Below are 22,552 nucleotides of genomic sequence, written 5' to 3' on the forward strand. Positions count from 1 at the left end.
AGGCTCAAGAAAAGCGCCCGGCCACTTGCGTGGCGGGCGCTTCAAACGACCGCAGAGGGCGCGAGCCACCCTCTTGCTAGATCAACTCGATGACACACGCGATCGTGTTCGATGTATAAACGCAGAAAACCCGCCTCGAGCGAGGCGGGTTCTCAGGAATTTGGCGCGCCCGGGAGGATTCGAACCTCCGACCCTCTGATTCGTAGTCAGATACTCTATCCAGCTGAGCTACGGGCGCTTGGGTACAAACTGTCTGTCTTACTGCTGCATGTCGCTGCATGCGACTTGCTGCGTGTCCGGCTCTGGATGGCGCGCCCGGGAGGATTCGAACCTCCGACCCTCTGATTCGTAGTCAGATACTCTATCCAGCTGAGCTACGGGCGCATATCCAAAACGTTTCACTTGCTTCATCCAAAGCCACTCGTGCTTTCGATGAGTACGGCAGTTGGCGGAGAGGGAGGGATTCGAACCCTCGATAGGGCTATAAACCCTATACTCCCTTAGCAGGGGAGCGCCTTCAGCCACTCGGCCACCTCTCCTCAACGGCACGGCGCGAATATTACCGATTATGCTGTTCGTTGTCCAGGCCTAAGCAGAAATTTTTTCGCGCCGGCTTCGAGTTAGCGCTTAAACGCCCTGTAGTGAGCGTGGTATAAGCCGCCATTTATTCGGGTTCGCTTTCGGTAGTACGCTCGCGCTGGATCCGCTGATAGATCTCTTCGCGGTGCACAGCGACATCCTTGGGTGCGTTCACACCGATCCTGACTTGATTACCTTTCACACCTAACACTGTGACGGTGATCTCATCACCGATCATCAGCGTTTCGCCTACGCGGCGCGTTAGGATGAGCATGGCTGATCTCCTTCTCAGACGTTTGTACAACGGTTCGTGTCCGCCAGAGGCGTCACCGCCGCCTATTATGCGGCAAAGCGACACGCGTCACCAACGACTGTTGCCTCTGGCGCCTTGACACTCGAACCTTCCGTTGCAAGTTAGCTCACCACCTTGGGCAGCAAGTTACCTCTTAGCGTAGAAGGTTTAGAGCACAAATGTTATTCGGATTCTATATTTGCCTTATCCAGACCGAATGCCTTGTGCAGCGCGTTGACGGCCAATTCCATGTGCTTCTCGTCGATGACCACGGAAATCTTGATTTCCGAGGTGGAGACCATGCGGATGTTGACGTTCTCGTCGGCCAGCACGCGGAACATCTTGGACGCCACGCCCGCATGCGAGCGCATGCCCACGCCGACCAGCGAGACCTTGGCGATGTTGTCGTCGCCACGAAGCTCCCCGCCGCCGAGATCCGGGATCACGCTCTCTTCCAGAAGGCGCTTGGTGGCCTTGTAGTCGCCCTTGGCGACGGTGAAGGTGAAGTCGGTGTAGTCGCCGGCGGGAGCGACGTTCTGCACGATCATGTCGACTTCGATGTTGGCATCGGCGATGGGGCCGAGAATGCGCGAGGCGACACCGGGTACGTCCGGGGTATGCAAAAGCGTCAGCTTGGCTTCGTTCTTGGTGAAGGCGATACCGGAGATCAGCGGTTCTTCCATGGAATCCTCGTCTTGGTCAGAGTCTGCAACAATCAGGGTGCCGGGGCCGTCTTGGAAGCTCGACAGCACCCGGAGAGGAACGTTGTACTTGCCGGCGAACTCCACCGCGCGGATCTGCAGCACCTTGGAGCCGAGGCTCGCAAGCTCGAGCATCTCCTCGACGGTGATGCTTTCCAGGCGCTGGGCCTTCGAGCACACCCGCGGGTCGGTGGTGTAGACACCGTCGACATCGGTGTAGATCTGGCACTCGTCGGCATTGAGCGCGGCGGCCAAAGCAACGCCGGTGGTATCCGAGCCGCCGCGGCCGAGCGTGGTGATGTTGCCGTTCTCGTCCACGCCTTGAAAGCCCGCCACCACCACGACCTTGCCCGCGTCCAGGTCGGACTTCAGGTCATCGGTCTCGATGCGCTGGATACGCGCCTTGGTGTAGGCGCTGTCGGTGTGGATACCCACCTGGGCGCCGGTGTGGGACGTGGCGCTGACACCGAGCCGTTGAAGCGCCATGGCCAGCAGCGAAATGGTCACCTGCTCGCCGGTGGAGAGCAGCATGTCCATCTCGCGCGGCGCAGGGTCCTCGTTCAGGGCGTGAGCCATATCGGTCAAGCGGTTGGTCTCGCCGCTCATGGCGGAGACGACCACCACTACCTGGTGACCCTGGTCGCGAAAGCCTTTCACCTTTTCCGCCACGGCCTTGATGCGGTCGACGGAACCTACCGAGGTGCCGCCGAACTTTTGTACGTATAGTGCCATATGCCGGTTTCCCTATGCGTTCGGAGTCAAAGGATCGATCGAGCGCGGCGAGCCCTGCAGGCCACCATGGCCCCGCCGCTTCCCGATCGGATAATAAAAGGCCGATGGCACAGGATGCCATCGGCCGTCGCCTCAGCGAAGCGTGTTTTCGAGCCAGGCCGGAACGCCCTTCAGCGCTTCCGGCAGGGCCTCGGGACGGCTGCCGCCGGCCTGGGCCATATCGGCCCGACCGCCCCCTTTTCCGCCCACCTGGGCGGCCACGAAGTTGACCAGCTCACCCGCCTTGACCCGATCGGTCAAATCGTCGGTGACGCCGGCGATCAGGCTCACCTTGCCCGCTGCCTGATCGGCCACCGCCAGCAGGATCACGCCGGAGCCGAGCTTCTGCTTGAGCTGGTCGAGCATGCCGCGAAGGTCCTTACCGGAAACACCCTCGAGCTGAGTGGCTAGAAGCTTCACCCCGGCGATCTCCTGGGCATGACCGAGCATGTCGCTGCCGGCGGCGCTGGCGAGCTTCGCCTTGAGCTGCTCGAGCTCTTTCTCGAGGCTGCGGTTGCGCTCGAACAGCGACTCGACGCGCGCCTCCACCTGCTCGGGCTTCGCCTTCAGCCGCGCGCCCAGACGAATGAGCGTGGCCTCCTGCTGCTGGAAGTACGCCAGCGCGTTCTCGCCGGTGATCGCCTCGATCCGCCGAACGCCGGCGGCAGTGCCCGCCTCACTGACGATATGAAAGCAGCCGATGTCGCCGCTTCGCGCCACGTGGGTACCGCCGCACAGCTCGATGGAGAAGTCGTCGGCACCGATGGTCAGCACGCGTACGCTATCGGCGTACTTGGCCTCGAACAGCGCCGCCGCTCCCTTGGCCTTGGCCTGGTCGAGGCTCATCTGCTCGATCCGGGTCGGGGCGTTGGCCAGCACCTGCTCGTTGACCAGCCGCTCGACCTCCTCGAGCTGCTCGGCACTCATCGCCTCGAAGTGGCTGAAATCGAAGCGCAGCCGATCGGCGTTGACCAGCGATCCCTTCTGCTGGACGTGGTCGCCCAGCACCAGGCGCAGCGCCTCGTGCAGCAGGTGGGTCGCGGAGTGGTTGCGCACCGTGGCGGCGCGAAGGCCCGTGTCGACCTCGCCGCGCACGCCGGCGCCCACGCTCAGCGTGCCTTCCACCATCACGCCCTGGTGCAGGTGGTGCCCGCTCTGCTTCTGGGTATCGGTGACCTGAAAGCGCCCGCCCTCGACGTGCAAGTAGCCAGTATCGCCCACCTGGCCGCCGGACTCGCCGTAGAACGGCGTGCGATCCAGCACCACGGTGCCCTTCTGTCCCGCCTCGAGGGCCGCGAGCGCATTGCCTTCGCCGTCGACCAGCGCGATCACCGTGGCGTCATCGGACAACTGCTCGTAACCGGTGAAGTCGGTCGCGCCCTCGAGCTCGATGTTGGCGCTGTAGTCGGCGCCGAACTGGCTGGCGGCGCGGGCACGCTCGCGTTGGGCCTCGAGGGCCTGCTGGAAACCTGCCTCGTCGAGTTTGACGCCACGCTCGCGGCAGACGTCGGCGGTCAGATCGAACGGGAAGCCGTAGGTGTCGTAGAGCTTGAACACGGTCTCGCCGGCGAGAGTATCGCCCTCGAGCGACGTCAGTGCCTCGTCAAGAAGGCCCATGCCGTGATCCAGCGTGCGGGCGAACTGCTCCTCTTCCTTGAGCAGCACGCGGGCGATCTGCTCTCGGGCCTGGCGAAGCTCCGGATAAGCGTCGCCCATCTCCTGATCCAGCGCCTCGACCAGCGCGTGGAAGAAGGTGCCGGTGGCGCCGAGCTTGTGGCCGTGACGCACCGCGCGGCGAATGATCCGGCGCAGCACGTAGCCACGGCCTTCGTTGGAGGGCAGCACGCCGTCGGCGATCAGGAAGGCGCAGGAGCGGATATGATCGGCGATCACGCGTAGTGACGGCGCCTCGAGATCGTCATGCCCGGTGGCCTTCGCCGCCGCAGCGAGCAGGTTCTGGAACAGATCGATCTCGTAGTTGGAGTGCACGCCCTGCATCACCGCTGCCACGCGCTCGAGACCCATACCGGTATCGATCGAGGGCTTGGGTAGCGGATTGAGGTTGCCCTCGGCGTCGCGGTCGAACTGCATGAAAACCAGGTTCCAGATTTCGATGTAGCGGTCGCCGTCCTCTTCCGGGCTTCCGGGCGGCCCGCCCCATACGTCGGCACCGTGGTCGAAGAAGATCTCCGAGCTCGGCCCACAGGGCCCGGTATCGCCCATCTGCCAGAAGTTGTCCTCGTCGAGCCTTGAGAAGCGCTCGGGGTCGATGCCCACTTCGTCCTTCCAGATGCGCTCGGCCTCATCGTCGCTTATATGCACCGTGACCCAGAGCTTCTCCTTGGGCAGCCCCAGGGTCTCGGTCAGAAAGGTCCAGGCGAAGCGGATGGCGTCACGCTTGAAGTAGTCGCCGAAGCTGAAGTTGCCCAGCATCTCGAAGAAGGTATGGTGGCGCGCGGTGTAACCGACGTTGTCCAGGTCGTTGTGCTTGCCGCCGGCGCGCACGCAGCGCTGAGCCGAGGTGGCGCGCACGTAGGGGCGCGGGTCGCGACCCAGAAAGACGTCCTTGAACGGCACCATGCCCGCGTTGGTGAACAAGAGCGTCGGGTCGTTGCCGGGCACCAGCGAGCTCGAGGGAACCACGGTATGCCCGTGTTCTTCGAAATAGGAAAGAAAGGCCTGCCTGATCTCTGCGCTTTTCATAGGGGTTCCGTGGCGATAAAGCGTGATGCCCCCGGCGCTGTTGCGGCTACCTCGGGGCACGCAAAACATCCATTATAACGAAGTTGTCACGCGACTAAAGCCACGATGCATCGCGTCACGGTAAAGGAGGGCAGGCTTTGAGTGGTATCAGGCGTCCCGAGGTGAGAGCGCGTGGCGGATCTGATCGAAGTCGAAGCCGCGATTGGCGAGAAAGCGCTCGCGGCGGGCGCGCTCCTTGGGGGGCAGGTTGGCCACGGACTCGCCGAAACGGCGCTGGCAGGCCTCGGCGGCGAGTTCGAACCAGTCGATGCACTCCTGGCGCTCGACCTCGGCAATAGCCGCCGCCAGCATCTCGCCGTTCACGCCGCGAAGCCTGAGCTCCTGCTTGATGCGAATGACGCCCTGGCCGCGCAGGATGCGCGTACGCACGAAACTCTCGGCAAAGCGGGTATCCGATTGAAGGCCCTGCTCCTCGAGGGCATCGAGGCAGGCCTGGATGTCGTCGGCTTCGAAGGATTTCTTGACGAGCCGATCGACAAGCTCGGCGCGGGAGTACTCGCGCCGCGCCAGAAGCTGGATCGCCACCCCGCGTGGGGTGGCGCTTTCAGTGCCGAACATGGGTCACTCCGGCAAGGCGTGGCTCAAAGCAGATCGTCGTCACCGTCGGCGTCAACGTCCGCCACCGACGCCTCTTCCTTCTTGGGCTCGGCCTGTACCAAGAGCTGGGCGCGGATCTGGCTTTCGATCTCTTCCATGATCGCCGGGTTATCCTCGAGGAACTGCGAGGCGTTGGCCTTGCCCTGGCCGATCTTGTTGCCCTTGTAGCTGTACCAGGCGCCGGCCTTGTCGACCAGGTTGCACTGCACGCCCAGATCGATCACTTCGCCGGCGTGGTAGATACCCTTGCCGTAGAGGATCTGGAACTCGGCCTGGCGGAACGGCGGGGCCACCTTGTTCTTGACCACTTTCACGCGGGTCTCGTTACCGGTGACCTCATCGCCGCTCTTCACCGAGCCGGTACGCCGAATGTCCAGACGAACGCTCGAGTAGAACTTGAGGGCGTTACCGCCGGTGGTGGTCTCGGGGCTGCCGAACATCACGCCGATCTTCATGCGGATCTGGTTGATGAACACCACCAGGCAGTTGGCGTTCTTGATGTTGCCGGTGATCTTGCGCAGCGCCTGGGACATCAGGCGCGCCTGCAGGCCGACGTGGGAGTCGCCCATCTCGCCTTCGATCTCGGCGCGCGGGGTGAGGGCCGCCACCGAGTCGATGATGATCACGTCGACCCCGCCGGAGCGTACCAGCATGTCGGTGATCTCGAGGGCCTGTTCACCGGTGTCCGGCTGAGAGACCAGCAGGTCGTCCAGGTTGACGCCCAGCTTCTCGGCGTAGCTCGGGTCGAGCGCGTGCTCGGCGTCCACGAAGGCGCACACCTTGCCCTGCTTCTGCGCCTGGGCGATCACCGAAAGCGTCAGCGTTGTCTTGCCCGAGGATTCCGGACCAAAGATCTCGACCACCCGGCCAAACGGCAGACCGCCGATGCCAAGCGCGATATCCAGGCCCAGCGAGCCGGTGGAGACCGACGGCATCACCACGCGCGGGGCATCGCCCAGGCGCATGACGGTGCCCTTGCCGAACTGACGGTCGATCTGGCTGAGCGCGGCGTTGAGCGCCTTGGTGCGATTATCGTCTTGAGCCATGTGAAGCTTCCTCGCGATGGACTGTATAATTACCCAGTATTATGCCAAATGTTGGCCGGTAAACAAAGCACCAACTCGCTATTTATTCGTCGGGGGCGTCGTGGTCGGAGCGTGAAAGATGAAGTATCAGCGCCACCAGCGCCTCACGCACCGCCTGTTCGCGCACCGCCTGGCGATCGCCGGGGAACACGAAGCGCATCGCCTCCTGATGGGTCTCGTTACCGATGGCAAGCCACACCAGACCCACAGGCTTGTCGTCACTGCCGCCGTCCGGGCCTGCCACGCCGCTGACCGCCACGCCGAGTGTGGCGCCACTTTCGCGACACGCCCCCTTCACCATGGCGTTGACCACCGCCTCGCTCACCGCGCCGTGGGTCTCGAGCAGCGCCTCGGGCACGCCGAGCAGCCGGGTCTTGGCGGCATTGGAGTAGGTCACCACGCCCGAGCCGAAGTAGCCGGAGCTTCCGGGTGCGGCGGTGATCGCCGAGGCAATGCCGCCGCCAGTGCAGGATTCGGCGGTGGTCAGCGCCACGCCGCGCGCAAGGCACAGTTTGCCCAGCCGCCGGGACAAAAGCGCCAGATCGAGATTTTTCAGGCCAGAGGCGCCGTTCGGCATGCAGACTCCTTCATGTAGGTACTCAGTTCAGCGTAGAATACTGCGTTTCACTTGCCCATAGAACTCGAACACCGGCCAAGGTGCAAACGCTGCCCCGGGCCACACTCGATCAGGACGCCCATGTCACAAAGCCCCGCGCACACGCCCATGATGGCGCAATATCTGAAGATCAAACGCGACCACCCCGAGGTACTGCTGTTCTACCGGATGGGGGATTTCTACGAGCTTTTCTTCGACGATGCCAAGCGCGCCGCGAGGCTTCTGGACATCACGCTGACCGCCCGGGGCCAGAGCGGCGGCAAGCCGATCCCCATGGCCGGCGTGCCCTACCACAGTGCCGAGGGCTATCTCGCCCGGCTGGTGGCTGCCGGCGAGTCGGTGGCGATCTGCGAGCAGATCGGCGATCCGGCCACCAGCAAGGGCCCGGTGGAGCGCCAGGTAGTGCGCATCGTCACCCCGGGCACGCTGCACGACGAAGCACTGCTCGACGCCCGACGCGACAACGTGCTGGTCGCCCTCGCCCCGGGCCGCGAGCGCTTCGGCCTGGCGTGGCTCGAGCTCGCCAGCGGGCGCTTCAACGTGCTCGAGGTCGAAAGCGAAGCGGAAATGCTCGCTGAGCTTACCCGCCTGGCACCGGCGGAGCTGCTGGTACCGGAAAACCTCACCCTGCCCGAGCCCTGGGCGCAAAAGCGCACGCTGCGCCGTCAGGGCGAGTGGCTGTTCGATCTCGAGAGCGCCACGCGCAGCCTGTGCGATCAGTTCGAGGTGCAGGATCTGCGCGGCTTCGGCTGCGCTCACCTCACCAGCGCACTCATCGCCGCCGGCGTGCTGATCGACTACGCCCGGGACACCCAGCGCTCGCGCCTGCCCCACGTCACCGCGATTACGGTGGAGAACCGCGACGACGCGGTGGTGATCGATGCTGCCAGCCGGCGCAACCTCGAGATCGACATCAACCTCGGCGGCACCGCCGACAATACCCTGGCGAGCGTGCTCGACACCTGCGCGACCCCCATGGGCTCACGACTTCTGAAGCGCTGGCTCAACCGCCCGCTGCGCCAGACCGAGATCGTCCAGGCGCGTCAGGCGGGCGTGGCACTCTTGACCCTCGACAGCGCCTATCTGGGCTTTCGCGAGGCGCTCGGCGAGCTTGGCGACATCGAGCGCATCCTGGCGCGAGTGGCTCTCTACAGCGCCCGCCCGCGCGACCTGGCCAAGCTGCGTGACGCGCTGAACGCCCTGCCCGCGCTCCAGGCGCTGCTCGAGAACGTCGAGAGCGGCAGCGCCATCGATGCCCTCAAGCCGCACATTCGCCCCTACCCGGAAATGGCGGACACCCTGAGCCGGGCGATCGTCGACAACCCGCCGGTGGTGATCCGCGACGGCGGCGTGATTGCCGAAGGTTACGACGCCGAGCTCGACGAGCACCGGGGCCTGGCTGAAAACGCCGGTCACTATCTGGTCGAGCTCGAGCGGCGCGAGCGCGAGCGCACCGGGCTTGCCAACCTGAAGGTTGGCTACAACCGCGTGCATGGCTACTTCATCGAGCTGCCCCGGGCCCAGGCCCAGCAGGCGCCGGCGGAGTACATCCGCCGGCAGACGCTGAAAAACGCCGAGCGCTTCATCATTCCCGAGCTCAAGGAATTCGAGGACAAGGCGCTGTCGGCGAAATCCCGAGCGTTGTCGCGCGAGAAGTGGCTCTACGAGCGGCTTCTGGGCAGCCTCAACGGGATTCTGGGCGAGCTTCAGGGCACGTCTCAGGCGCTTTCCGAGCTCGACGTGCTGTGCGCCTTCGCCGAGCGCGCCGAGGCGCTGGACTGGGTGCGCCCGACGCTCACCACCGACACCGGCATCCACGTGATGGCCGGGCGTCATCCGGTGGTCGAGCACGTCAGCCACACGCCCTTCGTGCCCAACGACATCGAACTCTCGCCCAGGCGCCACATGCTGGTGATCACCGGCCCCAACATGGGCGGTAAATCGACCTACATGCGCCAGACCGCGCTGATCGCCCTGCTCGCCCACAGCGGTAGCTTCGTACCGGCACAACAGGCCGAGATCGGCCCGCTCGATCGCATCTTCACCCGCATCGGCTCCTCGGACGATCTGGCCGGCGGGCGCTCCACCTTCATGGTGGAGATGACCGAGACCGCCAACATCCTGCATAACGCGACCGAGCAGAGCCTGGTGCTGATGGACGAGATCGGCCGCGGCACCAGCACCTTCGACGGGCTATCATTGGCCTGGGCCAGCGCCGAGCACCTGGCCGGCACCCGTGCGCTGACGCTGTTCGCCACCCACTACTTCGAGATGACGGCCCTGGCCGAGCACGGCGACGGCGTGGCGAACATCCACCTGACGGCCACCGAGCACGGCGACGGTATCGTTTTCATGCACCGCATCGAGGACGGCCCGGCGAGCCAGAGCTACGGGCTTCAGGTTGCCCAGCTCGCCGGCGTCCCCGGCGGCGTCATCGCTCGTGCTCGCGAGAAGCTGGTGACGCTGGAGCAGCGCGATGTCGACGAGCAGCAGCGCCTGCCGACTGCGCCGGCGGCACCGCTGCAGAACGACCTGTTCGCCAGCGGCCCGCATCCGGTGGTGGAGGCTCTTTCCACCTTGGAGGTGGACGAGCTGTCACCTCGCGAGGCGCTCACGCTGCTCTACCGGTGGCGCGACGAGCTCTTGTGAGGGGCGAGTTCGCGCTTGCCGCCGCAAGGCGCCGCCTCTAGAATACTCGCCATGCGCTTTATCTTATAAAAACTGGTTAGCTTATAACCATACGCGATTAGCAATCATTTACGACTACCGTGGCCGCCGGCGGCCAGGCAAGAGGATCCAACCGATGACGTTCGTCGTTACCGAAAACTGCATCCAGTGCAAATACACCGACTGCGTGGAAGTCTGCCCGGTCGACTGCTTCTACGAAGGCCCGAACTTCCTGGTCATCCACCCGGACGAGTGCATCGACTGCGCGCTGTGCGAGCCGGAGTGCCCCGCCGAGGCGATATTCTCCGAAGACGAGTTGCCGGACGGCCAGCAGCAGTTCATCGAGATCAACGCCGAGCTTGCCGAAGTGTGGCCCAACATCAACGAGAAGAAGGACGCCCTGCCGGACGCCGAGGAGTGGGACGGCAAGAGCGGCAAGCTCGAGAAGCTCGAACGCTGAACCACGACGCACACACGAAAAAGCCACCCGCGGGTGGCTTTTTTCATGGCATGAAAACGTGCCGGCTAGACGCTTCGCGGCTCACCCAGCTCGTCGGACTCGGCGGCGAAGACCGTCGCGTCATGCTGGCCCAGCAGCCGGCTGGTCACCGTGCCGGCGGTCATCGAGCCGTTGACGTTGATCGCCGTGCGGCCCATGTCGATCAGCGGCTCGATGGAGATCAGAAGCCCGGCCAGCGCAATGGGAAGATCGAGCGTGGAGAGCACGATGATCGCCGCGAAGGTCGCCCCGCCACCCACGCCTGCAATGCCGAAAGAGGCCAACGTCACCACTAGCACCAGGGTCGCCAGGAACTCGAAGGAGAGCGGATCGATGCCCACGGTGGGCGCGATCATCATGGCGAGCATTGCCGGATACAGCCCCGCGCAGCCGTTCTGGCCGATGGTGGCGCCGAAGGAAGCGGCGAAGTTGGCGATCGCCGGCGGCACGCCGATGCGATCTACCTGGGCTTCGATGTTGAGCGGGATGGTCGCCGCACTCGAGCGCGAGGTGAACGCGAACGTCAGCACCGGCCACACCTTCTTGAAGTAGCGCAGCGGATTGACGCCGGCCCCGGAGAGAAACAGCGCGTGCATCACCAGGATCAGCGCCAGGCCGATATATGAGGCGACCACGAAACCGAGAAGACCGAGGATGTCATCGAGGTTCGAGGTGGCCACCACCTTCGCCATCAGCGCCAGAACGCCGTAAGGGGTCAGGCGAATCACCATGCGCACCAGACGCATGATCCACTTCTGTACCACGTCGATACCATCGATCAGTTTGTCGCCGAGGACGGGGTTCTCGCGCTTGATGCCCAGCGCCGCCATGCCCAGAAAAGCCGCGAAAATCACCACGCTGATGATCGAGGTGGGGCGAGCGCCGGCCAGGTCCTGGAAGGGGTTGCTGGGAATGAACGACAGCAGCAGCTGGGGCACGGTCAGATCCGCCACCTGGGCGCTGCGCTCGATGATGTCCTGGCCGCGCTCGAGCTCGCGCGCACCCTGGACGAGTCCCTCGGCGGAAAGGCCGAACAGCTGGGTCATGCCGATGCCGATGATCGCCGAGATCGCCGTGGTGATCATCAGAAGCCCCAGCACGCCGACGCTGATCTTGCCCAGGGCGCTGGCATCATGCAGCCGGGTGACCGCCGAGAGGATCGTCACCAGTACCAGCGGCATGATGATCATCTTCAAGAGCTGCACATAGCCGCCGCCGACCAGATTGACCCAGTCGATGGTGCCGGTGAGCGTCGCCGTGTCGTCGGCGTAGAGGGCCTGCAGCAGGGCACCGAGCACTACCCCGACCACAAGGCCCGCCAGCACCACCCGGGACAAGCTGGCGCCGCTTCGCTGCCAGCGCGCGAGCGCCACGATGGCGAGCGCGAAAATCAATACATTAATGGCTACTAACCAGGGCATGGAAACCGTCTCCTAGTGGCAAACAGCGGCACTGAAGCCAGTGCCACGGACAGGCTATGTAGATAGCCCGCTAATCCAGGCGCGTCATGGTAAGTAATAGTGGAAAGGAATAACAATGCATTTTACTTATAACCAACTGAAAGTTTTCGTATCGACGAGCATAAAAAAAGGCGACCCGTAGGTCGCCCGCTCCAAGCACTTCCTCTGACCACTCCCTGTGTCATACCTCCTGGGTGACCTTCCCTGCCGGGGCCAAAATCACTTCATCGCCCGGCGCACCCTGACATCACTCTCTTCTGCCTAAAGCATCCTTGCCTCCCCTAGTCCTTGGGGCAGTGTGACAGAGATTGCCGTTTTGGCAAAAAGCTCCAGGAGTGCGAAGGGCGAGCCTTTCGGCTCACCCTTCGATACAGCATGGCTTTAAAATCAAAAACTTGAGTTTTAATTAGAGGTAAAATCCGTCTTGAATTACCGTTTCCAGAGCGATTTTCCTCGCCTCAAGTAAGAGATGTCTTACATTTTTTTAAGCGATTGCTTACACGGGTCACTGCCCCTTGATGGCCTTGCGTCCGGGGTAGGCGACGTTGCCAAGCTCCGCTTCGATCATCAGCAGGCGGTTGTACTTGGCGACGCGATCGGAGCGACAGAGCGAGCCGGTCTTGATCTGGCCGGCAGCAGTGCCCACGGCCAGATCGGCGATGGTGGTGTCCTCGGTCTCGCCGGAGCGGTGCGAGATCACCGCAGTGAAGCCGGCTTCCTGGGCCATCTGAATGGCGTCCAGGGTTTCCGAGAGCGAACCGATCTGGTTGAACTTGATCAGGATGGAGTTGCCGATCTTCTCGTCGATGCCGCGTTTGAGGATTTTGGTGTTGGTGACGAACAGGTCGTCGCCGACCAGCTGTACCTTGTCACCCAGCTTGTCGGTCAGCGCCTTCCAGCCCGCCCAGTCGGACTCGTCCATGCCGTCCTCGATGGAGACGATCGGATACTCCTCGCAAAGTCCCGCCAGGTAGTCTACGAAGCCCTGGGCGTCGAAGCGCTGGCCTTCGCCGGAAAGGTCGTACTGGCCATCCTTGTAGAACTCGGAAGAGGCGCAGTCGAGCGCCAGGGTCACATCGTCACCGAGCGTGTAGCCTGCATCGCCCACCGCCTGCTTGATGACGGCAAGCGCCTCGGCGTTGGAGGAAAGGTTCGGCGCGAAGCCGCCCTCGTCGCCCACGGAGGTGGAAAGACCTCGGGCGGAGAGCACCTTCTTAAGCGCGTGGAAGATCTCGGCGCCCATGCGCAGCGCCTCGCGGAAGTTGGCCGCGCCCACCGGCTGGACCATGAACTCCTGAATATCGACGTTGTTGTCCGCGTGCTCGCCGCCGTTCAAGATGTTCATCATCGGCACCGGCATGCTGTACTGACCGGGCTTGCCGAAAAGCTCGGCAATGTGGGCGTAGAGCGCCACGCCCTTGGCATTCGCTGCCGCCTTGGCCGCCGCCAGCGACACCGCAAGGATCGCATTGGCGCCAAGGTTCGCCTTGTTATCGGTACCGTCGAGTTCGAGCATGGCGTCATCCAGACCACGCTGGTCGCGCGCGTCCATGCCGACCAGTGTCTCGCGGATGCTGCCGTTGATCGCGTCCACCGCCTTCAGCACGCCCTTGCCGAGATAGCGCGCCTTGTCGCCATCGCGAAGCTCCAAGGCCTCGCGGGAGCCGGTCGAGGCGCCGCTCGGCGCGCAGGCTTGGCCCACCGCGCCGCTTTCCAGGCGCACCGTGGCACTCACGGTGGGATTGCCGCGGGAATCGAGCACTTCGAGGGCGGTGATATCCACAATCTTGGTCATGACAGCGTCCTTTTGATTATCGGTCTACTACGTGCGATCCAATGAATGACGGCGTTTCCCGTGGGCACCGCTCATGGTCGGTGCCGCCTTGCCGGTGTCTAGCGAATGACGAGCGGCTCGAAGCCCTTGACCAGCGCGTCGAGCTCGACGAGCTGGCTCAGAAACGGCTTGAGCTGATCGAGCGGCAGCGCACAGGGCCCGTCGCACTTGGCGTTGTCCGGGTCCGGGTGCGCCTCCAGAAAGAGCCCGGCCAGGCCTACGGCGACACCGGCGCGGGCAAGCTCCGCCACTTGGGCGCGACGCCCGTCGGCGCTGTCTGCGCGACCGCCGGGGCGCTGAAGCGCATGGGTGACATCGAAAAAGAGCGGATAGCCGGTCTCCTTCATGTCGCCAAAGCCGAGCATGTCCACCACCAGGTTGTTGTAGCCAAAGCTCGACCCGCGCTCGCAGAGCATCAGGCGGTCGTTGCCGGCCTCGATGAACTTGGTGATGATGTGGCGCATCTCGTGAGGAGCGAGAAACTGTGGCTTCTTGATGTTGATCGCCGCCCCGGTCTTGGCCATGGCGACGACCAGATCGGTCTGGCGGGCGAGAAACGCCGGCAGCTGGATGATGTCCGCCACCTCCGCCGCCGCGGCGGCCTGGTGCGGCTCGTGAACGTCGGTGATGATCGGCACGCCGTGGCGCGCCTTGATGTCGGCCAGTATCTGCAGGCCCTTGTCGAGGCCCGGCCCGCGAAACGAGTGGATCGAGCTGCGGTTGGCCTTGTCGAAGCTTGCCTTGAAGACGTAGGGCATGCCGAGTGCCGTGGTCGCTTCAACGTAGGCGGCGGCCACCTCGAAGGCAAGCTCGGCGGACTCCAGCACGTTCATGCCGCCGAGCAGCATCAGCGGCAGGGAGTTGCCGGCCTTCAGGCCGGCAATATCGATATGGCGTTCGTTGACAGCCATCGTCGCTCCTTACTCGTGGGGTGCGGCGTGGGCGCGGGTGCGAACCGCCTTGTGCTCGAGGGCGGCGTTGACGAAGCCCGAGAACAGCGGGTGGCCGTCGCGCGGTGTGGAGGTGAACTCCGGGTGGAACTGGCACGCCACGTACCACGGGTGGTCGGCAAGCTCGACCATCTCGACCAGCGACTGGTCCACGCTCTTGCCGGAAATCACCAGGCCCGCCTTCTCCAGCTCGTCGATGAACTGATTGTTCACCTCGAAGCGGTGGCGGTGGCGCTCGACGATCTCGTCCGAACCGTAGGCCTCGCGCGCCCGGCTTCCCGATTTCAGGTGGCACACCTGACCGCCCAGGCGCATGGTGCCGCCCAGATCGGACGCCGCGTCGCGCAGCTCGATCTTGCCCTCGGCATTGATCCACTCGGTGATCAGGCCGACCACCGGGTGTTTCGTGTCGTGGGTGAACTCGGTGGAGTTGGCGTCCGTCCAGCCCGCCACGTTGCGAGCGAACTCGATCACCGCGACCTGCATCCCCAAGCAAATGCCGAGATAAGGCACGTTGTTCTCGCGGGCGAACTGAGCGGTCAGAATCTTGCCTTCCACACCGCGCTCGCCGAAGCCGCCGGGTACCAGAATCGCGTCCTTGCCCGCCAGACGCTCGGTGCCGTGGCGTTCGATGTCCTCGGAGTCGATGTAGTCGACGTTGACCTTGATGCGCCCCTGGATACCGGCGTGGATCAGCGCCTCGTTGAGGGACTTGTAGGCGTCGAGCAGCTCCATGTACTTGCCGACCATGGCGATGCTCACCGACTTCAGCGGGTTGAGCTTGGCGTCGAGCACCTTGACCCACTCGTCGAGATCCGCCGGGGCCGCGTCCAAGCGCAGCTTGTCGCAGACGATATCGTCGAGGCCGTGCTCGTGGAGCATCAACGGGATGCGGTAGATGGTGTCCGCGTCCTGCAGCGGCACCACCGCGCGCTCCTCGACGTTGGTGAACAGCGCGATCTTGCGCCGCTCGCTCTCCTCGAGCTCGACTTCGCTGCGACAGATCAGGATGTCCGGCTGAATACCGATCGAGCGCAGCTCCTTGACGCTGTGCTGGGTCGGCTTGGTCTTGGTCTCGCCGGCGGTCTTGATGTACGGGACCAGGGTCAGATGCATGAACAGCGCCCGATTGGCGCCGAGTTCGCTTCTGATCTGGCGGATCGACTCCAGAAACGGCAGCGACTCGATGTCGCCGACGGTGCCGCCGATCTCGACCAGCGCCACGTCGAAGCCTTCGCCGCCTTCGTAGACGCGCTGCTTGATCTCGTCGGTGATGTGCGGAATCACCTGCACCGTTCCGCCCAGGTAGTCACCGCGGCGCTCCTTGCGCAGCACGTGCTCGTAGACTCGGCCGGTAGTGAAGTTGTTGCCCTGGGTCATCTTGGTGCGAATGAAGCGCTCGTAGTGGCCCAGGTCCAGGTCCGTTTCAGCGCCATCCTCGGTGACGAACACCTCGCCGTGCTGGAAGGGGCTCATGGTGCCCGGGTCCACGTTGATGTACGGGTCGAGCTTGAGCATGGTGACCTTGAGGCCGCGAGCCTCGAGAATCGCCGCCAGCGAGGCCGACGCAATGCCCTTGCCAAGAGAGGACACAACGCCGCCGGTCACGAAGATATATCGTGTCATGGAAAACCTGTAGAAACGTGATCAAGGGGTGTTGCAGAAAGCCACACCAGGATGGGACGACAGAATAGCAGAGTACGCCTTTGGGCTCAATTGAACTGCCCGGCGGGCGGCAGCGGGAAGAGCGCCTGGCGCGCCCTCCCCGCCTGCGCGCTACACCCCCAGGTAGTCCAGCATGCCCTCGGCGGCCTGGCGGCCTTCGTAGATGGCGGTGACCACCAGATCCGAGCCGCGCACCATGTCGCCACCGGCGAAGATCTTTTCGTTGGTGGTCTGGAAGGCAAAGCGGCCGTGCTCCGGTGCCTTGACCAGGTTGCGCTCGCACACCTCGATGCTCGAGCCCTCGAACCAGGGAATCGGGCTTGCCTGGAAACCGAAAGCGACCACCACGGCGTCCACCGGAATCACCTCTTCGGAGCCGGGCACGATCTCCGGGCGGCGGCGGCCGTTCTCGTCGGCCTCGCCAAGACGGGTGCGCACCACTTTCACGCCCTCGACCTTGCCTTCGCCGACCACCGCCACGGGCTGGCGGTTGAACAGGAACTCGACGCCCTCTTCGCGGGCGTTGGCCACCTCGCGCCGCGAACCCGGCATGTTCTCCTCGTCGCGGCGGTAGGCGCAGGTCACGCTCGCCGCGCGCTGGCGAATCGAGGTGCGGTTGCAGTCCATGGCGGTGTCACCGCCGCCAAGCACTACCACGCGCTTGCCTTCCATCGAGATGTAGTCCGCCGGGTCCTTCTCGAAACCCAGGCGGCGGTTGACGTTGGCGATCAGGAAATCGAGCGCCTTGTGGACGCCGGGCAGATCTTCACCCGGGAAGCCGCCTTCCATGTACTGGTAAGTGCCCATGCCGAGGAACACCGCATCATACTCCTGCACCAGGGTATCGAACTCGATGTCCACGCCGATCTCGACGTTCAGGCGAAACTCGACGCCCATCTCCTCGAACACCGCGCGGCGGCGCTCCATGACGTTCTTCTCGAGCTTGAACTCGGGGATACCGAAGGTCAGAAGCCCGCCGATCTCCGGGTGGCGGTCGAACACCACGGGCTTGACGCCGTTGCGGGCGAGGATATCAGCAGCCCCAAGGCCCGCAGGCCCGGCGCCGATGATCGCGACCTTCTTGTCGGTCCACACCACCTTGGACATGTCCGGACGCCAGCCCATGGCGAACGCCGTGTCGGTGATGTACTTCTCGATCGAGCCGATGGTGACCGCACCGAAGCCGTCGTTGAGGGTGCAATCCCCCTCGCACAGGCGGTCCTGGGGACAGACGCGTCCGCATACCTCCGGCAGCGAGTTGGTCTTGTGGGAAAGCTCGGCGGCTTCGATGATGTTGCCTTCCACGACGAGCTGCAGCCAGTTGGGAATGTAGTTGTGCACCGGGCACTTCCACTCGCAGTACGGGTTGCCGCAGTGCAGGCAGCGGTGTGCCTGGCTCGCCGCATCCGTCGGCTTGAACGGCTCGTAGATTTCGGCGAATTCACGGGCGCGGGTGTGCGCCTCCTTCTTCTGCGGGTCTTTGCGACCCACGTCGATGAACTGAAAATCGTTGCTCAAACGGTTGGCCATGATCTCTCTCCTCTCGGCGTAGGCACGGGTTTACTGCGGCTGACGCCGAGATTGATCCAGCAGGCTACCCAGGCTCGCCGCCTTCGGCTTGACCAGCCAGAAGTGACGCACGTAGTCGCTGAAGTCTTCCAGAATGGCGGCGCCGCGGCGTGAGCCCGTCTCGGCCACGTAGGCCTCGATCATCTCGCGCAGGTGGCGGCGGTAGGCCTCCATCGCTTCGGTGTTCACCCGGTGGATCTCCACCAGCTCATGGTTGTACTTGTCCACGAAGTCGCGCTGTTCGTCGAGCACGTAGGCAAAGCCCCCGGTCATGCCCGCGCCGAAGTTGACGCCGGTTTCACCCAGCACGCAGACCAGCCCGCCGGTCATGTATTCGCAGCAGTGATCACCCGCGCCTTCGATGACCGCAGTGGCACCGGAGTTGCGCACCCCGAAACGCTCGCCGGCCACGCCCGCGGCGAACAGCGTGCCACCGGTGGCGCCGTACAGGCAGGTATTGCCGACGATCGCCGTCTTGTGGCTTTCGAACTCGCTGACCTTCGGTGGCACGATGACGATGCGTCCGCCGTTCATGCCCTTGCCGACGTAATCGTTGGCGTCGCCCTCGAGGTACAAGTTCAAGCCACGCGCGTTCCACACCCCGAAGCTCTGCCCGGCTACCCCGGTGAAGCGCGCGGTGATCGGGGCGTCTTCCAGCCCCTCTTCGCCGTAGCGCTTGGCGATGGCGCCTGAGGAGAGCGCACCCACGCTGCGATCACAGTTGGTGATCGAGAAGCTGAAGTCGCCGCCGGAGCGGTTTTCGATGGCGCTGTTGATCGCCTCGAGCACTTCCTGGTTCTTGGCGCCCGGGTCGTGGGGCACGTTGCGGCTGACGGTGCAGAACTGCGGCGCATCCGCCGGAACGAAATCGTTTTTCAGCAGCGGCGTGAGATCGAGCCCCCGCTGGGCGGCGGTGTGGCCCTCGATCGCCTCCAGCAGGTCGGTGCGACCGATCAGGTCGGTGAGCTTTCGCACGCCGAGCTGGGCCATGATCTCGCGCACTTCTTCGGCGATGAAGCGGAAGTAGTTCTTGACCATGTCGACGGTGCCACGGAAGTGCTCGCCGCGCAGGTAGTCATCTTGCGTCGCCACACCGGTGGCGCAGTTGTTCAGGTGGCAGATGCGCAGGTACTTGCAGCCGAGCGCGACCATCGGGGCGGTGCCGAAGCCGAAGCTCTCGGCGCCCAGAATCGCCGCCTTGATGACGTCGAGACCGGTCTTCAGGCCGCCGTCGGTCTGCAGGCGAATCTTGTCGCGCAGCCCGTTGATGCGCAGCGCCTGGTGCACCTCGGGAAGACCGAGTTCCCAGGGGGAGCCGGCGTGCTTGATCGAGGTCAGCGGGCTCGCGGCGGTGCCACCGTCGTAGCCGGACACCGTGATCAAATCCGCGTAGGCCTTGGCAACGCCAGTGGCGATGGTGCCGATGCCGGGCTCGGAGACCAGTTTGACCGATACCTGGGCCTCGGGGTTGACCTGCTTCAAATCGAAGATCAGCTGGGCCAGGTCCTCGATCGAGTAGATGTCGTGGTGCGGTGGGGGCGAGATCAGCGTCACGCCGGGCACTGCGTAGCGAAGACGTGCGATCAGCGCGTTGACCTTGCCGCCGGGGAGCTGGCCGCCTTCGCCGGGCTTGGCGCCCTGGGCGACCTTGATCTGCAGCACCTCGGCGTTGACCAGGTACGACGGCGTGACGCCGAAGCGGCCGGAGGCGATCTGCTTGATCTTGGAGCTTCGGATGGTGCCGTAGCGGGCATGGTCTTCGCCGCCTTCGCCAGAGTTGGAGCGACCGCCGGCCTCGTTCATCGCCTGGGCCAGCGCCTCGTGGGCCTCCGGCGACAGCGCCCCGAGGGACATGCCGGCGCTGTCGAAGCGCGGCAGCAGGCTCTCGACGGACTCGACCTCGTCGAGCGGGATGGCGTCATCCTTTGGCTTCACCTGCAGAAGATCGCGAATGGTCGCCACCGGGCGCTCGTTGACCAGCTGGGCGAACTTCTTCCACTTGGCGTAGCTGCCTTCCTGCACGGCGGCCTGCAGGGTCTTCACCACGTCCGGGTTGTAGGCGTGGTACTCGTGACCGTGCACGTACTTGAGCTGACCACCCTGGGAGAGCCCCTTGCGCGGCGACCAGGCGTCCCGAGCCAGCAGTGTCTGCTGCATCTGCAGCTCGCTGAAACCGGCGCCCTGGATGCGCGAGGCCATGCCCACGAAGCAGGTATCCATGATCTCGTCATTCAGTCCCACCGCCTCGAACAGCATCGAACCGCGGTAAGAGGCGAGCGTCGAGATCCCCATCTTCGAGAGAATCTTGAAGAGCCCCTTCTGCAGGCCCTTGCGGTAGTTCTCGCGGGTATCCGCCGGGTTGCCGGTCAGCTCGCCGACGCGGTGCATGTCCGCCATCACCTGATAGGCGAGCCACGGGTAGACGGCGGTCGCCCCCACCCCGAACAGCACCGCCATCTGGTGGGCGTCGCGGGCGTAGCCGGTTTCGACGATAATGTTCGCCATCGGGCGCATGGCCAGCCGCCCCAGGTGGCTGTGCACAGCGCCGACGGCGAGCGCGGCCTGGATCGGCACTTCGCCCTTGGGCAGCTCGGCGTCAGAAAGCACCAGCAGCACGCACCCCTCTTTCACACGCTGCTCGGCGCGTTGGGCAAGTGCGGCGACCGCCTGCTTGAGGCTGGTCGTCTCCGGGTCGTAGCCCAGGCTCAGCGTACAGCTCGAAAATGCCGGGTCCTCCTGGCTGACCAGCGCGGTGAACTTGCGCGGCGACAGGATCGGCGTGGTCAGGATCAGGCGATGGGCGTGCTCCGGAGTCGCCTTGAAGACGTTGAGCTCCGCGCCGCAGCAGGTTTCCAGCGACATCACGATCGCCTCGCGCAGCGGGTCGATCGGCGGGTTGGTCACCTGGGCGAACTTCTGGCGGAAGTAGTCGGTGAGCAGGCGCGGACGGCTCGACAGCACCGCCATCGGCGTGTCGTCACCCATCGAGCCGACCGCTTCCTGGCCGCTCTCCGCCAGCGGGCGCAGCACCTGATCACGCTCCTCGAAGGTCACCTGGAACATCTTCTGCTGCACGCCCAGCGCCTCGCCGTCCATGTTCTGGAATCGAGCAAGCTCGGTCAGTGCGGACTCGAGGTAGTTGGCCTGCTCCTTGAGCCAGCGCTTGTAGGGGTAGGCGGACTTCAGCCGGCTATCGATGTCGTCGGTGTGCAGCACTTCGCCGGTCTGGGTGTCGACGGCGAGCATCTGGCCCGGGCCTACGCGGCCCTTGGCGACCACGTCCTCCGGCTTGTAGCCGTAGGTGCCGGTTTCGGAGGCCAGCGTAATGTAGCCGTTCTTGGTCATCACCCAGCGCGCCGGGCGCAGGCCGTTACGATCAAGCATGCACACCGCCTGGCGGCCATCGGTCATGACCACGCCGGCGGGACCGTCCCAGGGCTCCATGTGCATGGAGTTGTACTCGTAGAATGCGCGCAGCTCCGCGTCCATGGTCTCGACGTTCTGCCACGCCGGCGGCACCATCATGCGCACCGCGCGGTGAAGCTCCATGCCGCCGGTGAGCAGCACTTCGAGCATGTTGTCCATGCTCGAGGAGTCGGAGCCGGTGGTGTTGACGATCTCGTCGAGCTCGGCGATGTCCGGCAGCCGGTCGCTGACGAAATTGGCCTTGCGGGAGTTGGCCCAGCCGCGGTTGGCCTCGATGGTGTTGATCTCGCCGTTGTGAGCGAGCAGGCGAAACGGCTGGGCCAACGGCCACCGCGGCGCGGTGTTGGTCGAGAAGCGCTGGTGGAACACGCAGATGGCGGTTTCCAGGCGCTCGTCGTTCAAGTCCTTGTAGAACGCCGGCAGGTCTTCCGGCATCACCAGGCCCTTGTAGGAGACGACCTCGGAGGAGAGCGAGGCGACGTAGAAATCCTCCTCCTGCTTGAGCGCCTGCTCGGCGCGCCGGCGCGCCATGAACAGATCCACGGTGAAGGTGTCGCGGTTGCCGGGCTCGACGAAGACCTGCTCGATACGGGGCAGACAGTCCAGCGCCATCGGCCCGCAGACGCTCGGATCCGTCGGCACGTCGCGCCAGCCAACGCACGCAAGGCCGCGCGCGGCCAGCTCGCGCTCCAGGGTCTCGCGGGCCTGACGGGCGCGCGCGTCATCGGCGGGCAGGAAGATCACGCCCACGGCGAAGTGCTCACCGAGGGTGGCGTCCAGCGCCTCGCGGGCGCTTTCACGCATGAAGCGCGTCGGCATCTTGAGCAGCAGGCCGCAGCCGTCGCCGGTCTTGCCGTCGGCGGCGATACCGCCACGGTGGGTCATGCAGGTCAGCGATTCGATCGCTGTCTTCAAGAGATCGTGACTGGCCTGCCCTTGCATATGGGCGATGAGCCCGAAACCGCAGTTGTCACGAAACTCGCCAGGCTGATGAAGACCTCTGTTCATGGGCGTGCCTCTAGTCAAGGTATTTTACTGGCAGCATCATTATGCTTTAATGGCGGGTTTTCTTTTTATT

14 protein-coding genes and 3 tRNA genes are annotated in these 22,552 nt (G+C 64.3%); 2 read left to right on the plus strand and 15 right to left on the minus strand.

Going from position 1 to position 22,552, the window contains the following annotated elements; translation table 11 throughout:
- Positions 1–161: 161 nt before the first annotated feature.
- From GEV37_RS07405 to GEV37_RS07445, 9 genes are all read right to left on the minus strand, one after another.
- Positions 162–238, minus strand: a tRNA-Arg gene (locus GEV37_RS07405).
- Positions 239–307: 69 nt separating this feature from the next.
- Positions 308–384: transfer RNA gene (locus GEV37_RS07410), tRNA-Arg, on the minus strand.
- 62 nt (positions 385–446) lie between these two features.
- Positions 447–539: transfer RNA gene (locus GEV37_RS07415), tRNA-Ser, on the minus strand.
- 125 nt (positions 540–664) lie between these two features.
- Complete coding sequence (csrA, locus tag GEV37_RS07420) at positions 665–853, minus strand: carbon storage regulator CsrA (protein ID WP_227389590.1); 189 nt, start codon at positions 851–853, stop codon at positions 665–667.
- A 200-nt stretch (positions 854–1,053) separates the two neighbouring features.
- Positions 1,054–2,304 carry an aspartate kinase gene (locus tag GEV37_RS07425; RefSeq protein WP_227389591.1) on the minus strand — a complete coding sequence of 417 codons (1,251 nt, stop codon included), beginning with the start codon at positions 2,302–2,304 and terminating at the stop codon, positions 1,054–1,056.
- A gap of 132 nt (positions 2,305–2,436) precedes the next feature.
- Positions 2,437–5,046, minus strand: coding sequence for an alanine--tRNA ligase (gene alaS, locus GEV37_RS07430; protein ID WP_227389592.1), 2,610 nt, complete (start codon positions 5,044–5,046; stop codon positions 2,437–2,439).
- 147 nt (positions 5,047–5,193) lie between these two features.
- Positions 5,194–5,664 (minus strand): regulatory protein RecX, encoded by a 471-nt coding sequence (locus GEV37_RS07435; RefSeq protein WP_227389593.1) that lies wholly within the window; start codon positions 5,662–5,664, stop codon positions 5,194–5,196.
- Between the two features lie 23 nt (positions 5,665–5,687).
- On the minus strand, positions 5,688–6,749 hold the full coding sequence (gene recA / locus GEV37_RS07440; RefSeq protein WP_227389594.1) for a recombinase RecA: 1,062 nt from the start codon (positions 6,747–6,749) through the stop codon (positions 5,688–5,690).
- A gap of 82 nt (positions 6,750–6,831) precedes the next feature.
- Positions 6,832–7,365: a CinA family protein gene (locus GEV37_RS07445; RefSeq protein ID WP_227389595.1), complete on the minus strand. Its 534-nt coding sequence runs from the start codon at positions 7,363–7,365 to the stop codon at positions 6,832–6,834.
- A 120-nt stretch (positions 7,366–7,485) separates the two neighbouring features.
- On the opposite strand from GEV37_RS07445, the gene mutS reads away from it, so the two are divergent.
- Complete coding sequence (gene mutS / locus GEV37_RS07450; RefSeq protein ID WP_227389596.1) at positions 7,486–10,053, plus strand: DNA mismatch repair protein MutS; 2,568 nt, start codon at positions 7,486–7,488, stop codon at positions 10,051–10,053.
- A 154-nt stretch (positions 10,054–10,207) separates the two neighbouring features.
- The gene (gene fdxA / locus GEV37_RS07455; RefSeq protein WP_227389597.1) at positions 10,208–10,531 is read left to right on the plus strand and encodes a ferredoxin FdxA; all 324 of its coding nucleotides are present in this window, start codon (positions 10,208–10,210) and stop codon (positions 10,529–10,531) included.
- Positions 10,532–10,596: 65 nt separating this feature from the next.
- Here the strand turns inward: fdxA and GEV37_RS07460 are convergent, their stop codons facing one another.
- The 6 genes from GEV37_RS07460 to gltB all read right to left on the minus strand — a co-directional run bounded on the left by GEV37_RS07460 (position 10,597) and on the right by gltB (position 22,482).
- Entirely contained in the window at positions 10,597–11,991 is a 1,395-nt protein-coding gene (locus GEV37_RS07460; RefSeq protein WP_227389598.1) for an L-cystine transporter, read from the minus strand.
- 544 nt (positions 11,992–12,535) lie between these two features.
- Complete coding sequence (gene eno, locus GEV37_RS07465; RefSeq protein WP_227389599.1) at positions 12,536–13,825, minus strand: phosphopyruvate hydratase; 1,290 nt, start codon at positions 13,823–13,825, stop codon at positions 12,536–12,538.
- A 98-nt stretch (positions 13,826–13,923) separates the two neighbouring features.
- Complete coding sequence (kdsA, locus tag GEV37_RS07470) at positions 13,924–14,775, minus strand: 3-deoxy-8-phosphooctulonate synthase (protein ID WP_227389600.1); 852 nt, start codon at positions 14,773–14,775, stop codon at positions 13,924–13,926.
- Between the two features lie 9 nt (positions 14,776–14,784).
- Positions 14,785–16,440: a CTP synthase gene (locus GEV37_RS07475; protein ID WP_227389601.1), complete on the minus strand. Its 1,656-nt coding sequence runs from the start codon at positions 16,438–16,440 to the stop codon at positions 14,785–14,787.
- Between the two features lie 150 nt (positions 16,441–16,590).
- Positions 16,591–18,009, minus strand: coding sequence for an FAD-dependent oxidoreductase (locus GEV37_RS07480; protein ID WP_227389602.1), 1,419 nt, complete (start codon positions 18,007–18,009; stop codon positions 16,591–16,593).
- A 30-nt stretch (positions 18,010–18,039) separates the two neighbouring features.
- Positions 18,040–22,482 carry a glutamate synthase large subunit gene (gltB, locus tag GEV37_RS07485; RefSeq protein ID WP_227389603.1) on the minus strand — a complete coding sequence of 1,481 codons (4,443 nt, stop codon included), beginning with the start codon at positions 22,480–22,482 and terminating at the stop codon, positions 18,040–18,042.
- Positions 22,483–22,552 lie beyond the last annotated feature (70 nt).

Source organism: Vreelandella malpeensis, assembly GCF_020622355.1.
GTDB classification, from domain to species: Bacteria; Pseudomonadota; Gammaproteobacteria; order Pseudomonadales; family Halomonadaceae; genus Vreelandella; species Vreelandella malpeensis.